At 64.2% G+C, this 14,684-nt stretch carries 17 protein-coding genes, 1 other RNA gene and 1 pseudogene; 9 read left to right on the top strand and 10 right to left on the bottom strand.

Annotated features, from left to right (window positions below):
• The first annotated feature begins 157 nt into the window (after nt 1–157).
• The 5 genes and pseudogenes from rplM (at nt 158) to KYE46_RS10835 (ending at nt 4,236) form a co-directional block, all read left to right on the top strand.
• Nucleotides 158–622 (top strand): 50S ribosomal protein L13, encoded by a 465-nt coding sequence (gene rplM / locus KYE46_RS10855; protein ID WP_219000642.1) that lies wholly within the window; start codon nt 158–160, stop codon nt 620–622.
• Nucleotides 622–1,116 carry a 30S ribosomal protein S9 gene (gene rpsI, locus KYE46_RS10850; protein WP_219000641.1) on the top strand — a complete coding sequence of 165 codons (495 nt, stop codon included), beginning with the start codon at nt 622–624 and terminating at the stop codon, nt 1,114–1,116. The genes rplM and rpsI overlap by 1 nt, the downstream gene beginning before the upstream one ends.
• Nucleotides 1,117–1,280: 164 nt before the next feature.
• Nucleotides 1,281–2,093: pseudogene (locus KYE46_RS10845) on the top strand (ABC transporter permease); the annotation flags it as partial.
• Between the two features lie 248 nt (nt 2,094–2,341).
• On the top strand, nt 2,342–3,148 hold the full coding sequence (locus KYE46_RS10840; RefSeq protein WP_219000639.1) for an ABC transporter permease: 807 nt from the start codon (nt 2,342–2,344) through the stop codon (nt 3,146–3,148).
• Nucleotides 3,145–4,236 carry an ABC transporter ATP-binding protein gene (locus KYE46_RS10835; RefSeq protein ID WP_219000638.1) on the top strand — a complete coding sequence of 364 codons (1,092 nt, stop codon included), beginning with the start codon at nt 3,145–3,147 and terminating at the stop codon, nt 4,234–4,236. The genes KYE46_RS10840 and KYE46_RS10835 overlap by 4 nt, the downstream gene beginning before the upstream one ends.
• A 97-nt stretch (nt 4,237–4,333) precedes the next feature.
• On the opposite strand, the gene KYE46_RS10830 is transcribed toward KYE46_RS10835, so the two are convergent.
• Nucleotides 4,334–4,552, bottom strand: coding sequence for a sulfurtransferase TusA family protein (locus KYE46_RS10830; protein WP_219000637.1), 219 nt, complete (start codon nt 4,550–4,552; stop codon nt 4,334–4,336).
• A 93-nt stretch (nt 4,553–4,645) separates the two neighbouring features.
• Here KYE46_RS10830 and KYE46_RS10825 point away from each other — a divergent pair, with 93 nt between their 5' ends.
• From KYE46_RS10825 to KYE46_RS10815, 3 genes are read left to right on the top strand one after another with little or no spacing between them, the layout of a single operon-like run.
• The gene (locus KYE46_RS10825) at nt 4,646–5,401 is read left to right on the top strand and encodes a cytochrome c biogenesis CcdA family protein (RefSeq protein ID WP_219000636.1); all 756 of its coding nucleotides are present in this window, start codon (nt 4,646–4,648) and stop codon (nt 5,399–5,401) included.
• Nucleotides 5,402–5,442: 41 nt separating this feature from the next.
• Nucleotides 5,443–6,651, top strand: coding sequence for a hypothetical protein (locus tag KYE46_RS10820; protein ID WP_219000635.1), 1,209 nt, complete (start codon nt 5,443–5,445; stop codon nt 6,649–6,651).
• Nucleotides 6,648–8,006 (top strand): cytochrome P450, encoded by a 1,359-nt coding sequence (locus KYE46_RS10815; protein WP_219000634.1) that lies wholly within the window; start codon nt 6,648–6,650, stop codon nt 8,004–8,006. Before KYE46_RS10820 ends, KYE46_RS10815 begins: the two co-directional genes overlap by 4 nt.
• Here the strand turns inward: KYE46_RS10815 and KYE46_RS10810 are convergent.
• The 8 genes from KYE46_RS10810 to KYE46_RS10775 form a co-directional block, all read right to left on the bottom strand.
• A complete protein-coding gene (locus KYE46_RS10810) occupies nt 7,993–8,265 on the bottom strand; it encodes a hypothetical protein (RefSeq protein ID WP_247716818.1) in 273 nt (90 codons plus the stop codon). The genes KYE46_RS10815 and KYE46_RS10810 overlap by 14 nt on opposite strands.
• 34 nt (nt 8,266–8,299) lie before the next feature.
• On the bottom strand, nt 8,300–8,539 hold the full coding sequence (locus KYE46_RS10805) for a ribbon-helix-helix domain-containing protein (RefSeq protein WP_219000633.1): 240 nt from the start codon (nt 8,537–8,539) through the stop codon (nt 8,300–8,302).
• Nucleotides 8,540–8,542: 3 nt separating this feature from the next.
• Complete coding sequence (locus tag KYE46_RS10800; RefSeq protein ID WP_219000632.1) at nt 8,543–8,722, bottom strand: DUF4169 family protein; 180 nt, start codon at nt 8,720–8,722, stop codon at nt 8,543–8,545.
• Nucleotides 8,723–8,731: 9 nt separating this feature from the next.
• Nucleotides 8,732–10,120, bottom strand: coding sequence for a class II fumarate hydratase (gene fumC / locus KYE46_RS10795; RefSeq protein ID WP_219000631.1), 1,389 nt, complete (start codon nt 10,118–10,120; stop codon nt 8,732–8,734).
• Nucleotides 10,121–10,152: 32 nt separating this feature from the next.
• Nucleotides 10,153–10,746, bottom strand: coding sequence for a class I SAM-dependent methyltransferase (locus tag KYE46_RS10790; RefSeq protein ID WP_219000630.1), 594 nt, complete (start codon nt 10,744–10,746; stop codon nt 10,153–10,155).
• A 21-nt stretch (nt 10,747–10,767) separates the two neighbouring features.
• Nucleotides 10,768–11,274 carry an SspB family protein gene (locus KYE46_RS10785; RefSeq protein ID WP_219000629.1) on the bottom strand — a complete coding sequence of 169 codons (507 nt, stop codon included), beginning with the start codon at nt 11,272–11,274 and terminating at the stop codon, nt 10,768–10,770.
• Between the two features lie 195 nt (nt 11,275–11,469).
• Nucleotides 11,470–11,827, bottom strand: a transfer-messenger RNA (tmRNA) gene (ssrA, locus tag KYE46_RS10780).
• Entirely contained in the window at nt 11,820–12,434 is a 615-nt protein-coding gene (locus tag KYE46_RS10775) for a GntR family transcriptional regulator (protein ID WP_219000628.1), read from the bottom strand. Before KYE46_RS10775 ends, ssrA begins: the two co-directional genes overlap by 8 nt.
• Before the next feature lie 190 nt (nt 12,435–12,624).
• Between KYE46_RS10775 and KYE46_RS10770 the strand changes: the two genes are divergently transcribed.
• A complete protein-coding gene (locus tag KYE46_RS10770; RefSeq protein ID WP_219000627.1) occupies nt 12,625–13,095 on the top strand; it encodes a protein-tyrosine phosphatase family protein in 471 nt (156 codons plus the stop codon).
• Between the two features lie 444 nt (nt 13,096–13,539).
• Here the strand turns inward: KYE46_RS10770 and KYE46_RS10765 are convergent, their stop codons facing one another.
• A complete protein-coding gene (locus KYE46_RS10765; RefSeq protein WP_219000626.1) occupies nt 13,540–14,577 on the bottom strand; it encodes an extracellular solute-binding protein in 1,038 nt (345 codons plus the stop codon).
• Nucleotides 14,578–14,684: the final 107 nt, after the last annotated feature.

Genomic DNA, 14,684 nt, shown 5'->3' with positions numbered 1-14,684 from the left:
ACCTTAATTGTAAGTATTTGTTATTGCAGTGTTTTGGGGTGGTGACGGGCCTTGACGCGGGCGGTGGAATGCTTAGAAGACAGGCATGTTGAGGGGGCGGCTGCCCTCTTTCGTTTTTCTTTGGTGCCGCTGGCGCCGACCCGTAAGGAAAATACCGATGAAAACCTTCTCTGCCACGCCGGCAGATATCGACAAGAAATGGATCCTGATCGACGCCGAGGGCGTTGTTCTGGGCCGTCTCGCGTCGGTCATCGCCATGCGTCTTCGCGGCAAGCACAAGCCGTCCTTCACGCCGTCCATGGACATGGGCGACAATGTCATCGTCATCAACGCCGACAAGGTGCAGGTGACGGGCAACAAGCGCGACAAGCCGAACTACTGGCACACCGGCTACCCGGGCGGCATCAAGTCCCGCACCACCGGCCAGATCCTCGAGGGCAAGTACCCTGAGCGTGTGCTGATGCAGGCCGTCAAGCGCATGCTGCCCGGCGGCAAGCTGTCGCGCCAGCAGATGACCAACCTGCGCGTCTATGCGGGTGCCGAGCATCCCCATGAAGCCCAGGATCCAATCGTTCTCGACGTTGCGTCGATGAACTCCAAGAACACACGGGGAGCGAAATAATGGCCGAGACCCTGACATCGCTCGAAGAGCTCAAAGGCTCTGTCGAGGGCGTTGACGCAGCAGCGCCTGCCGCCGAGACCATCACCCGTGAGCCGCAGCGCGACGCGCTTGGCCGCTCTTACGCCACCGGCAAGCGCAAGGACGCGGTCGCCCGCGTCTGGATCAAGCCCGGCTCCGGCAAGATCACCGTCAACGGCAAGGACATGCCCGCCTACTTCGCGCGCCCGGTTCTGCAGATGATGCTGCGCCAGCCCTTCACCGTTGCCGGTGTGGAAGGCGAGTTCGACGTCATGGCAACCGTCAAGGGCGGTGGCCTTTCCGGCCAGGCTGGCGCGGTGCGCCACGGTGTCTCCAAGGCGCTGCAGCTTTACGAGCCCTCCCTGCGTGGTGCCCTGAAAGCGGCAGGCTTCCTGACCCGCGACAGCCGCGTTGTCGAGCGGAAGAAGTTCGGTAAGGCGAAAGCCCGTAAGAGCTTCCAGTTCTCCAAGCGCTGATCGCTGGCATATCGAGATCAAATCAAGCGCGGCTTCGGTCGCGCTTTTTTTGTGCCTGACGCTCAGGCAAGGTCTGTATCGCCCGCGCGGTGTGGCGAAACCTCTTGTGTCGGAATGCGCGACGGGCAATCGTGGCGGCAGGACGAGGGGGAGCTTTTCACCATATGGCACGCGGCTTGACGAATGACGCCAAGCAGGGGCTGATCATTGTCAGCCCGGCGTTGATCTACGCGCTGTTGCTGCTGGCGGTGCCGCTGCTGACGATCATCCTGTTCAGCTTCTGGACGCAGAACTTCCTGACCATCGACCGCACGCTGACGCTGGAGAACTACCGCGAGGCGCTGACCGATCCGCTCTACCGCGCGCTGATGTTGCGGAGCCTCAGGATCTCGGCGAGCGTGACGGCGGTGACGGTCGTGCTGGCCTTCCCGATCGCCTATTTCATCAGCTTCAAGGTGCGGCCCGAGCGGAAGGCGCTCTGGCTTTTCCTGATCACCATTCCGTTCTGGACCAGCTACCTGATCCGCATCTTCCTCTGGCGGGTGATCCTCGCCTACGACGGACCGGTGAACGGAACGCTCATGGGATTGGGCATCATCGATCAGCCGCTGTCGTTCATCCTCTATAACGCCAATGCCGTGATCATCACGCTGGCCCATGCCTTTGCGCCCTTCGCGATCCTGCCGATTTTCGTGAGCCTTGAGAAGATCGACCGCAGCCTGCTGGAGGCGGCGCGGGATCTGGGGGAGGCGACGGTGATGACCTTTATGCGCGTCACCCTGCCGCTGGCCATGCCGGGGGTGCTGGCCGCCGTGCTCATCGTCTTCATTCCCACGGTAGGGGACTACGTGACGCCCCGGCTCGTCGGGGGATCGGGCGGCACGATGATCGCCAACATGATCTATGTGCAGATCTTCGACCTCTCGAACCGGCCGATGGGGGCGACGCTGGCGGTCTTTGCCATGGCGTCGGTCACACTGACGCTGGCCTGGGGGATCATGCGGGTGCGGTTCTGGGTCCATTTGAGCGACCGTTTGGGTGGGGGGCTGACCGGGACGGGCGCGGCGGCGCTGGCGGCTGTGATCGACATTGGCTTGCTTTGGTGGCTGCTGACAAAAGGCCACGACGTCTTCGGCCCGGCAGGGAGCCTCGGGTTGATGGCGGCGATCATGGGCGGCGGTGCCATCGCCATTGCCGTTTTCGTGCCGAAAGGACGGTGGGGAATATGAGACTGTCCGCCCTCGGTGTCTTTGCCGTGCTTTACCTGATCTTCCTCTACGCGCCGATCCTGTTGTTGCCGATCTTCGCCTTCAACGACGGCACGGTGATCGCCTTCCCGCTGCAAGGCTTTACCTGGGGCTGGTTCGCGGAGTTGCGTACGATCCCGGCGCTCCACGAGGCGACGCTCAATTCGCTGATCATCGCGGTGTCGGTGGCGGTGCTCTCGACCTGTCTTGGCCTCTTCGCGGCGCGGGCGGCGACGCGGTATGACTTTCCGCTGAAGGCGGGCATCATGGGCTTCATCATGCTGCCGCTGGTGCTGCCCGAGGTTATCGTGGCGATCTCCCTGCTGGTGGTTCTGATGCAACTGGGGCTCGATACTTCGATCTATACGATCATCGGCGGCCATACGTTGCTCTGCATGCCCTTTGCCATTGCGATCCTGCAGGGCAGCTTCGCGGGCCTCGACCAGAGCCTGGAAGAGGCCGCGATCGATCTGGGCGAGACCCGGGCGGGCGCGTTCCGGTTGATCATCCTGCCGCTGGTCACGCCTGGGATCATCGCCTCGATGCTGATCTGTTTCATCATATCGCTGGACGAATTCATCATCGCCTTCTTCCTGTCGGGCAATGAGCCGACCCTGCCGGTCTACCTCTGGGGGCAGTTGCGTTTCCCGGCGCGGCTTCCGGTGGTCATGGCGCTCGGCACCATCCTCGTGGCCCTCTCGATCATCCTGCTGATCGTGGCCGACATCTTCCGCCGCCGGGGCTTGCGCCGCGCGGGGCACACTGACGCCGGAGGGTTCTTATGAGCCTCAAGACATCCCGAGAGCCGCTGATCACCCTGTCAGGGGTGCACAAGTATTACGGCGATTATCACGCGCTGCGCGACATCACCGCCGAGATCGGGGCGGGCGAATTCTTCTCGCTGCTTGGGCCGTCGGGTTGCGGCAAGACCACGCTGCTGCGCGCCATTGCAGGGTTCGAGGAGATTTCCTCGGGCGTGATCTCGCTCTCGGGCAAGGACATGGCCGGGGTGCCGCCGAACCTGCGGCCCACCAATATGGTGTTCCAGAGCTATGCGATCTTCCCGCATCTGAGCGTGGCGCAAAACGTGGGCTTCGGCCTGCGGCGCGCGAAGATGTCGGCGGCGGAGAAGAGCCGCGCTATCGGCGAGGCGCTGGAGATGGTGGGGCTCGGCTCCTATGGCGGTCGCGCGGCCCATGCGCTCTCGGGCGGGCAGCGGCAACGGGTGGCACTGGCGCGTGCGTTGATCCTGAAGCCGAAGGTGCTGCTGCTGGACGAGCCGCTCTCGGCGCTGGACCGCAAGATGCGCGAAGAGATGCAGGTGGAGTTGATGAAGCTGCAACGCGAAGTGGGGATCACCTTCGTGCTTGTAACCCACGATCAGGAAGAAGCGCTGGTCATGTCGGATCGGATCGCGGTGATGTTCGAGGGCGAGATCGCGCAGCTCGACGATCCCGAAGTGCTCTACCGGCGCCCCGCGAATCGGCGCGTGGCGGACTTCATCGGGGTGATGAATTTCCTGCCCGCCCATGCGACCGGAGAGGGCGTCAGCGTGGCCGGTCTCGGGACCATGGCGCTGGAGCCCGCGCAAATGCCGAGCGGCCCGCTATCGGGGGCCTGCTCGGTCGGCCTGCGGCCCGAGACGCTCTCGATCCTCTATGACGGGGAAGTGGCTCGGTCGCGGGAGACCCAAGGGGTGATCGACGAGGTCGTCTACTACGGCGACATGACCTATTACGACGTCCGGCTCGAGGGCGCCGAGGCACCGGTGCGAATCTCGATGCGCAACGTGGTGGGGCGCGATGTTCTGGACGTGGGCGCCCGCACGCGCGTGGCCTGGGACCCGCGCGCCATCGTGGCCTTCGACGGGTAATATCGTCGCGACGCGCAGCGTTTGGCGCGGGCCGGGGAATTGAGTTATATTGGCCAAGATGAAGGGGAGCGGTGCGGCTGATCGCGCCGCGCGGCGATTATTTGCGGACGATGTAGGCGGTGGCGCCGTTCCCGTGCGGCGTGGCTTCGATGAAGCTGTGGCCTTGCTCGGCGCAAAAATGTGGCACGTCGATGAGCGCCGCGGGATCGGTGGCAATCAGGCGCAGCGTGGCGCCGGACGGGGCCTTGGCCAGTGCCTTGCGGAGGCGTAGGACGGGCAGGGGACAGAGCAGGTCTCGGGCGTCGATATCTTGCATGGGCTCGGAATAGGGCGCGGGGTGCTTGGCGTCCACGGGAATGTGACCGTATCGCCTCGTGACGGGGCGGCGTGCGCGGCATAAGGGTGGGGCATGTTTGGAATTGATCTCTTCGACGCGTCGCTTTTGCCGGCGATCTTCGTGGCGCTGACGGCGGGCGTGTTGAGCTTCCTCAGCCCCTGCGTGTTGCCCATCGTGCCGCCCTATCTGGCCTATATGGGCGGGATCTCCATGGCGGAGTTGCAGAGCGAGGCGCAGGCGTCGCGGCGCAAGGCTCTGCTGGCGGCCGTGTTCTTCGTTCTGGGCCTGTCGACGGTGTTCATCTTCCTCGGGTTCACCGCGTCGCTTCTGGGGCAGTTCTTCCTGCAAAACCAGTTGCTTCTGGCGCGAATCTCGGGCGTTGTCGTGATCATCTTCGGACTGCATTTCCTCGGCGTCTTTCGCATCCCGCTGCTGGATCGTGAAGCGCGGCTGGATGCGGGCGACCGAGGCGGCTCGATCCTTGGTGCCTATGTTCTGGGCCTTGCCTTCGCCTTCGGCTGGACCCCCTGCATCGGCCCGCAACTCGGCGCGATCCTGTCGATTGCGGCGCAGGAGAGCAGCGTCGAGCGCGGCACGCTGCTGCTTGGCGTCTATGCCCTCGGCCTCGGCCTGCCGTTCCTCGTGGCGGCGGCCTTCATCGACCGGGCGCAGGCCCTCATGGCACCGCTCAAGCGCCACATGGTGCTGATCGAGCGGATCATGGGCGTGCTGCTGATCGCCGTCGGCCTGGCGCTTGTCACCGGAGCCTTCTCGGCCTTCGCCTTCTGGCTGCTCGAAACTTTCCCGGCACTCGGCCAATTGGGCTGATCGGCCCTAGCCCTGCCGCAATCGGCGGCTATGCTGCGGCCATGAGCTCCGTCACGCGCAGACATGTCCTTTATATTCCGGGCTTTGACCCCGTGCCGCCGCGGGCCTACCGCGAGCGGTATCGCCGCGAGGCGCTGCGGCAGGCGGAGATTTCGGGCTTCGACATCACCCAGAGCAGCGCGGCCGATGGCGCCCGCTTCGGTTGGCACGTTGACGCGCGGATGGAAGGCGTTGATGTCAGCGTCGATCTGGAGGTGCTCTACTGGGCCGACATCGTGCGCGCCGGCATGGCGGCGGGGGTCTGGGCGACTTACCGGCAGATGGCACGGACGGCATGGATCTACATCAGCATGGGCGCGCTTTTCAGGCTCATGCGGTTGCGCAAGGGGCCGGTCATCGCGGCGCTCTATCCGGTCGCGGTGCTTTTGGGACAAGCGGTTCTTGCCATGGCTATCGTGGCTTGTGCCGCTTGGGGCGGAGTCGCAGTGGGCGGGTGGCCGTTTGGCCTCGTCGCGGGCCTTCTGGGGCTCGCCGGGGCGGTGTTCTTCCTGCGCTGGTGTGCGCGACGCGACCACCTTCTGGCCTGGTACCTGATGAAGGACTACGCTTTCTCGGCCCGGTTGCGCGGCGCCTATCCGCCGGAGCAAGAGGCGCGGATGGCGGAATTTGCCGATCGCATTGCCGAGGTATTGCAGGGTGACGTCGATGAGGCGCTTGTCGTCGGTCACTCCTCAGGCGCCTATATCGCCATCTCGGTCCTGGCCGACCTGATCCGAGCCGGACGCCTGCCTGCGGACGGGCCGACGCTCTCATTGCTGACGCTCGGCCACGTGGTGCCCATGGTGAGCTTCCTGCCAGACGCCCACCGTCTGCGCCGCGACCTCGCGTTTTTGGCGGGGCAGGATGTGGCTTGGGTTGACGTCAGCGCGCCGGGTGACGGCTGCGCCTTTGCCCTTTGTGATCCGGTGGCGGTCACGGGCGTCGCGCCAGCGGAGAAACGCGGCCCGCTGGTGATTTCGGCGGCCTTCACGCAGACACTCAGCGCGGCCCGGCGCCAGGCGTTGAAATGGCAACTCTTCGAGTTGCATTTCCAGTACCTCAACGCGTTCGACAACTTGCCCGACAGCGCTGATGCCTACGATTATTTCCGCGTCACGGCAGGGCCGATGACACTCGGTGGCCGCTTTGCCGGGCGCGCGGCCTCGGCCAGCCGTATCGAGACGCCGGTCAACGGATACACAGATACATGAGCGATCTGCCCCCCAAACCCCGCGCGCGGGCCGAGCGTGTTTCGCTTCTGCGCTACCTGCGGCTGTTTCGGCAGGACATCCTCTCGGCGCAGCCCGCGCGGCTCTACCACGCGTGGATGGCGGAGTTTCGCACGCCGTTCTTTCGGTCCTACATGATCAATGAACCCGCGCTTGTTGACGAGGTCCTGAAGGCGCGGCCGATGGATTTTCCGAAGTCCGACCGGGTGGGCGAGGGGTTGCGGCCGCTTCTGGGCGAAAGCGTGTTTCTGACCAACGGCGAGACCTGGCAGCGGCAGCGGCGGATCATCGATCCGGCCTTCGAGGGCGGGCGCCTGCGCGATACCTTCCCGGCGATGTGGGCGGCGGGCGCGGCCTCGGTCGAGCGGATGGCACAGGGGTTGCCCGGTGTCGTGGAGATCGAGGAGGAAATGTCCCACGCGGCTGCCGATGTCATCTTCCGCACGCTCTTCTCGCTGCCGATCGAGGCCGAAATCGCGGGCCGCGTGTTCCACCAGTTCCGCGCCTACCAGCGCACGCAGCCAATCCTGAACGCCGCAGCCTTCGTGCCGCTCCCGCGCTGGTTTCCGCGTGGGCATCGCGCCAGCACCCGCCAGACGGCGCGCAATATTCGCGCGCTGATCACCGAGATGACGGCGGCGCGCATGGCCGAGATCCGCGCGGGCACCGCTCCGGACGATTTGGCCACCAAGATCATGACGACCCCGGACCCGGTAACGGGCGCCTGTTTCACCACCGATGAAATGGTGGATCAGGTGGCGATCTTCTTTCTTGCCGGACACGAGACTTCGGCCTCGGCGCTCGGGTGGGCGCTCTACCTGTTGGCGCGCTACCCTGCGTGGCAGGAAAAACTCGCTGAAGAGGCGCTGGCGCTGCCGGAAGAGCCGGATTTTGCCGTGGTCTCTAAGCTCAAACTCACCCGCGACGTGTTCCGCGAGGCGCTGCGCCTTTACCCGCCGGTGCCGATGATGGTGCGCGAGACGACCTGTCCCGAGACCTTCCGCAAGCGGCCGGTGAAGAAAGGGTCGCAGGTGGTGATCTCCCCCTGGCACTTGCATCGTCAGGATCGGCTCTGGGACAACCCCGATGGCTTTGATCCCGGACGCTGGCATACGGAAAACGGCAAGACCTGCATGCGCGAGGCTTTCATACCCTTCTCCGCCGGCGCGCGGGTCTGCACCGGGGCGGGCTTCGCCATGGTGGAGGGTCCGCTTCTCCTCGCCATGCTGCTTCGCGCCTTCCGGTTCGAGCGGATCGAGGGCGATGATCCGGTGCCGGTGGCTTACCTGACGGTTCGGGCGAAAGATGGCATCCGGCTGCGGGTCAGTCGCCGCTAGCGGGCGGGCTGCCCTTGCCGGGGCCGGAGGAGAGGATCTCGACCGGCAGCGTGTTGCAGAAGACGATAATGTGGCCATTGTTTTCCAACGCGCGATACTTGCGCCGCCTCAGCTCAGCCTTGAACCGTGCCATGCCGACGGCTGTTTCCACATCTTTCAGGGAGGTCCGGAACAGCCCGCCGTTGCGTACGGCAGGGCAATCGAAGGTCTGGGCGATCCAGAGATCAGGATCCTGCGGGCTTGGGGGCGTCTGTCGCATGACTCCGGCGTAGCACGGGCCGGTTAACGGCTGCTTAACGCGACGCGGCTTTTGCCTCGAGCAAGATGTAGACCCGGATCGCCGAGGCGAGCCCCGCGCTCACGCCGCGGGCCGCGTCGATTTCAGCCACGAGCGCGTTGACAGAGACGCCGCGTGCCTCGGCAAGGCTTTGCAATTCCTCCCAGAAAGCGTCTTCCAGCGAGACAGAGGTGCGGTGCCCCTGAAGCGTGAGGGAGCGCTTGCGCGGGCGGGCGGAGGCGGCTGGCAGGCTCATGGATCACTCATCGCGCTCATGCCCATCCAACCGTTTTTTCAGCATCGCGAGGCGGGCGGCCTCTGCCTCGCGCTCTTCCTTGCTGCGCCCGTGCTTGACGGCATTTTCATCGGCCTGCCGCCGGGCCGCGTCCCGCGCGCGCGCCTTGCGCACGCGGTTGAGGTTCACCGGCCGATCAGCCATGGCGCGGGCTCATTTCGGGCCGATCATCTGCTCGGGCCGCACGACGCGGTCGAAGGTTTCCTCGTCCACGAAGCCAAGCGCGATGGCCTCCTGCTTCAGGGTCGTGCCGTTCTTGTGCGCGGTCTTGGCGACGGTCGTGGCATTGTCGTAGCCGATGGTCGGCGCCAGCGCCGTCACCAGCATGAGCGACTCGTTCATGATCTTCTCGATCCGCGCCTCGTTGGCCTCGATGCCGCTCACGCAATTGTCGGAGAAGGCCACGCAGGCATCCCCGATCAGCTGCATGGACTGCAGCACGTTGTAGGCCATCATCGGCTTGTAGACGTTCAGCTCGAAGTGCCCCTGCGAGCCCGCGAAACCCACGGCGGCGTCGTTGCCGAAGACATGGGCGCAGACCTGGGTGAGCGCCTCGCACTGGGTCGGGTTGACCTTGCCGGGCATGATGGAGGAGCCGGGCTCGTTCTCGGGCAGCATCAGCTCACCCAGACCACAGCGCGGACCGGAGCCCAGAAGACGGATGTCGTTGGCGATCTTGAAGAGCGCGGCGGCGGTGGCCTTGAGCGCGCCCGACATGGCAACCATCGCGTCATGGGCGGCCAGCGCCTCGAACTTGTTGGGGGCGGTGACGAAGGGCAGGCCGGTGATCCGCGCCATGTTGGCGGCGACTTCCTCGCCCCAACCCCTGGGCGTGTTCAGCCCGGTACCGACGGCGGTGCCGCCCTGGGCCAGCTCGTAGATATCGCCGAGCGCGGTTTCGACGCGTTCGATGGACTTCTTCACCTGGTGTGCATAGCCGCCGAATTCCTGCGCCAGCGTCAGCGGCGTGGCGTCCATCGTGTGGGTGCGGCCGATCTTGATGATGCCCTCGAACTCCGCCACCTTCTTCTCCAGCGCCTCGTGCAGCTTGCGCAAGCCCGGCAGGGTCACGTCGCGCGCGGTCATCGCGGTCGCGATATGCATGGCGGTGGGGAAGGTGTCGTTCGACGACTGGCCCATGTTGCAGTGATCGTTGGGGTGCACCGGGTCCTTGGAGCCGATCTCGCCGCCGAGGATCTCAATCGCGCGGTTGGCGATCACCTCGTTGGCGTTCATGTTGGACTGGGTGCCGGAGCCCGTCTGCCAGACCACCAGCGGGAAATTGTCGTCCAGCTTGCCGTCGATGACCTCCTGCGCCGCCTCGATCATCGCGTCGCCGATACCGGCCAGCTTGTCACGGGCCTGGTTGGCCTCGGCGCAGGCACGCTTGATCACGCCGAGCGCGCGGACGATGGCGACGGGTTGCTTCTCCCACCCGATGGGGAAGTTTAGGATCGAGCGTTGCGTCTGCGCGCCCCAGTACTTGTCGGCGGGGACCTCCAAGGGGCCAAAGCTGTCGGTCTCGGTGCGGGTCTTGGTCATGGGCATGTCTCCGGTATGCATTTGTATGCCGTCTACCCGCGGTGCGTCCGGGCGTCCATGCGACAGCTTTGCGTTCGGGCGAAACGATACACGCGGGCGGGGGGCATGTTCCACCAGATCTTCGCGCTCTCGCGCCATGTCAGGCCCAGTTCCTCGCGCACGGCACGGGCGAGCGGCGGTTTTGGCCCGTAGGTGAATTGCACGAACTCACCGCCCGGGGCCAGCAGCCTGAGCGCTCCTCCAAGGATGGCGCGTTGCAAGCCTATGGGCATCGACAACAGTGGCAGGCCAGAGATCACGGCCTGTACATTGCGCAGGGGCAAGGCGCCGCACTCCCCGGCGCTCATCTGGTGCAGGTTGAGTCCCGGAAACCGGGCGCGCAGACGGTCGCAGAATTCGGGGTTCATCTCGATCGAATGACAGGCCTCGGGCGCGATGCCGGAGGCCAGGATTGCCTGGGTGATGTTACCGGTGCCCGCCCCCAACTCGAGGACCGGGCCACGGGCGGGGTCCAACTCGCGGGTCATCTCGGCGCATAGACCCGGGGCCGAGGGCGCGAGCGCCACGATCTGATGCGGACGGCGCAGCAGCTGGCCCATGAAAAGCGCGGTGTCGCTCATTCCCATGGGGCACTCCCGCATCGCGCGTCAGTGATTGCGTCGGAACGTGTCGAGACTGACGACCTCGGCCTCTTTCGGAGCGTCAGAGCGATCATCCGCACCAACATCAGGGCCGTCATCGGGCGTACCGGGGCCATCGGGAGAGGGATCGTCGCCGTTGCTTTCCTCATCGGTCTGCTCGAACCGCCAGCCGAACTCAACGGACGGATCCACGAAGGTTGCAATCGAATCGAAGGGCACCTTCAGCCGCTCGGGCGCATCGCCGAAGTTGAGCGTGATCGAGAAGCCGTCTTCGGACACCTGCAGATCGTCATACCAGTTCTGGATCACGATCATCATCTCTTCGGGATAGCGTTCCTTCAGCCAATCGGCCAGTTCGACGTCCTCGTGGCGGGTGTCGAAGGTGATGAAGAAATGATGCTCGCCGGGCAGTCCCTCCCGCGCGACCTTTCCGAGAACTTCACGGATCACGCCGCAGACGGCCTCGTGCATGAGGCGGCCGTAGGGAATGCTCGGAGAAGTGCTGTCGGTCATGCTGCATCGGCCATGGTTGGGTCTGTCAAAGGGCGGGTAGAGATTTCCACTTTAGAAGATTCGGCCCCGGATGTAAGGCGCGGTTTGCGACGCGCGGCGCTGCAGCACTGGCGACGCATGACAACGCCACGTACGGGCCGCGCAAGGGACACGCGAAAACGCCCGGTGCAGTCGTCTGAAATGGTGGGGAGATTAAGTGCAGGCTTCTGTTGCCAGGTGCCTGCGAACCCCGCCTGATGCGGCTAGGCATCAGGGCTTAAGTTCGGCGACTAAGGCAGCTTACGCTGCGATAGCCATTGCCGGAGCACGGTTGTCATTTGCAACTGTACGATTTGAACCGATAACGGTGGTATCTCACCGGGACAAAGCTAACCCCTTTAGACGTTCGTCGATCCTATTTCGACCCCATGCCCACCTGCAAATGACAGGTTTTGTTGGTGGAGTCGCCGGGTACCGCCCCCGGGTCCGATCCGCTTATTACGAGCGCGTTTATGTCCATAGTCCCTTGCGGAACAAGCAAGATATAGGCGGGGTGGGGCCTGCGTTCAAGAGGGAGTATCGGGCGGAAGCTGCGCTTCGAGAAGCGCTCTTACGGTGCCTTTCCGCGTGGCCTCTGCCATCATCTCCATCACTTCCGGCAGGCGGTTATCCTTGCCCGACCGCGATTTCGCGGCCTCATCCATCCGCCAGCGGAACAGACGCCAAAGCGCTGCCTTCAGGGCGTCGGCCAGAATGTCGTTCGACATCTCGCGGCTGATCGCCATCAGCGCTGTGGCGCGGATCGTGTAGTTGGTTTCGATATCAAGGACCTCGGCGGCCGCGACCTGACGTTCGAGCGCCACGATATAGGCGCGCGCCTCGACCGACAGCGGTTTGTCGCCCTCCAGCCGCGCGGCAACCCGCAGCAGGGAAAATGCCAGGTCAATATCGTCGTCGCGGTTTTCGAGCTTCAGGGGTGACACCATGGTGCCGACGCCCGAGCGGACCTCGACCAGACGCTCGTAGGCCAGCCGCTGCAACGCTTGCCGCACCGGGGTGCGCGACACGGCGAATTCTTCCGCGAGGGATTGCTCGTGCAGCACGGGGCTTGCCGTGGGCGGCTCCAGACAGATCCGTTTGCGCAATGCTTCGGCGATAGAATCGGCGTTGTGTTTAGACATTATCGCGTACCTTGATCAGGGAGTTGCGGCTGCTTTTGGGATAGGTGTAAGTGTATACATGTTCAAGTGAAAGCGTATAAAAACAATGTCCCATTCCGGAATTCTCCATTCTTCTCCTGATCCTTCCGCCACTTCGTTTCGTGGCTCCATCCGTGTCGTCGCAGATCATCCCTTCGGCGGGAAAGTCGCAATGACCGGGTTCCCGGGCCTTGAGACCAGCGTCGACGGCTCTGCCGTGTTCACCCCCGAGATGTGCCGCGAAACGCTGGAAGGGCTCTACGCCGAGGGCGCGCGGGGACTCGTCGTTTTGGTCGAGCGCGATGAGTTGCCGGAGGAGGGGTTCACGTTGCTGGAGGCGACGGCGGCGGAAGTCGGCCTGACGCTGACCTATCATCCGATCGTGGATTACGCGACGCCGTCCGAGGTTCTGGCACACACGTGGGCGGCGCAACGCCCCACGCGCGAGGCGCTTTTGCGCCAGGGCGGCACCATGGCGTTCAGCTGCCAGTACGGGGCAGGGCGCAGCGGTCTGATGGCGTGCTGGACCCTGATGGAAGGCGGGCTCACCGCTGACGAAGCCATCGCCAAAGTGCGGCAACAGTTCCCCGATGCCGTGGAAAGCGCCGAGCAGGAAGCATGGCTCAAAGCCTGTAAAACCTGACCCGTCCGGCGTTCGGTAAAATTTTTCTTTTTTACCCGCGTAAAATATCTTGCGTCTCTGCTGTGGGCATGTATACATGTTCACAAGAGGACGCGAGCTGATGGAAGCGTGCCTGGAGAAATCCAGTTTCACTTGCGCCCTTACCCTACGGCCGCCGCCAGCTACCCGTGTCATGGCGGCGGTTGTAGGGAACTTAAGGTGAGGAAATAGGTTCATCTCGTGTGTGTGTGATGAGTTGAATGAGTGACTGCTTGTTGGCAGACCATGTGACCTGATACCGGAGGGGTCCGAGCGCTAGGCGCTCTCAGGTTCACAAGGCCGCAACAAGAAACGCGCCCCGATCATTCGGGGCGCGTTTTTTTTGGTTTCCAAAGGCTTGCGTGCTTTCATTGAAGTTGCATCGCAAGGGTAGGGCCGGCGCGGACGCCGACCCTTGGGGCTTGATCAGAAGCCCGCCTTGATGCGCTCGAACGCTTCCGCCTGACGCTCGCGCTGCTCGTTAGAGATCGGCAGCTGCGCCAGAACCGGCACCGTCACTTCACCCAGACCCGAGGCTTCCAGCGCCTCGGCGCCCAGGGCCTGCAGGGCGGCGTCATTGGCAGAGCCGAAGCCGCTGTCCAGAAGCGGTCCGGCGGAGGCGTCGGACAACAGGGCGTTCACGTAGTCATAGGCCTGCGCTTCCTCGCCGGCACCCTCGACCATGTTCACGTAGCCGCAGAGCCAGACGGATGATCCTTCGGTCGTGTTGCGCGAGAAGCCGACGTTGAAGCCTTCCTCGGCCATGGCGACGGGCACTTCGTTCCAGACCCAGGCCGCCAGAACCTCGCCCGAGCCGATCAGCTGGCTGATCTCGGCGGGGTCGGTCCAGTATGTGCGCAGGTTCTGGTGGATGCCGCGCAGCCACTCGGTGGCGGCCTCGAACTCGGCATCGCTCACGTCGGACCAGTCGGTGACGCCGGTGGCGAGATAGGCCAGCGCATAGGCGTCGTCCACGTTGTCGGGGATCGACAGGCGGCCGGCATAGGCGGGGTTGTTGAAGATCTCGAGGCTGGTCACGTCTTCCTCGGACAGCTCATCGGCGTTGTAGGCCACGGCGGTGGAGCCGTAGTCCGTCGGCAGGAAGTAGAGATCTTCCGATCCCGACAGAACGTCCTGACCGACGAGGTCGGCGTTAAGGGTCTCGAAGGCCTCGATCTGCTCGGCGTCCCAGGGCTCGATGATGCCCGAGGCCTGCCAGCGCGGCACCGAGCCGGCGCAGATATGGGTCACATCAGACTGGAAACCGGCCAGCAGGCGTTGAAACGCTTCATCCTCGTCGCCGAAGAAGACAAACTCCGGCGCGCCGCCGTGGGTGTCGATGTAGGACTGGTGAAACGCCGGATCCTCGAAGCCGGAATAGTCGAACACCGTCAGGTTCTGGGCGGCGGCGGGAAGGGCCGTGGCGAGTGCCAGGGCCGAAGTCAGAAGGGCAGTTTTTTTCATGGTTTGGGACATCCCTGTTGTGGTCTTGCTTGTCAGGCTGGCATGGAGACTAGGGCCGGGGGCGGGCAATCTCAAGCGATTCAGCATGGCGCCATCGCGACAGCGGA

This window comes from Gymnodinialimonas ceratoperidinii (genome assembly GCF_019297855.1).
Taxonomy (GTDB): domain Bacteria; phylum Pseudomonadota; class Alphaproteobacteria; order Rhodobacterales; family Rhodobacteraceae; genus Gymnodinialimonas; species Gymnodinialimonas ceratoperidinii.
Note: the sequence above shows the minus strand (reverse complement) of the source record. Positions and strands in the feature narration are given on the sequence as shown.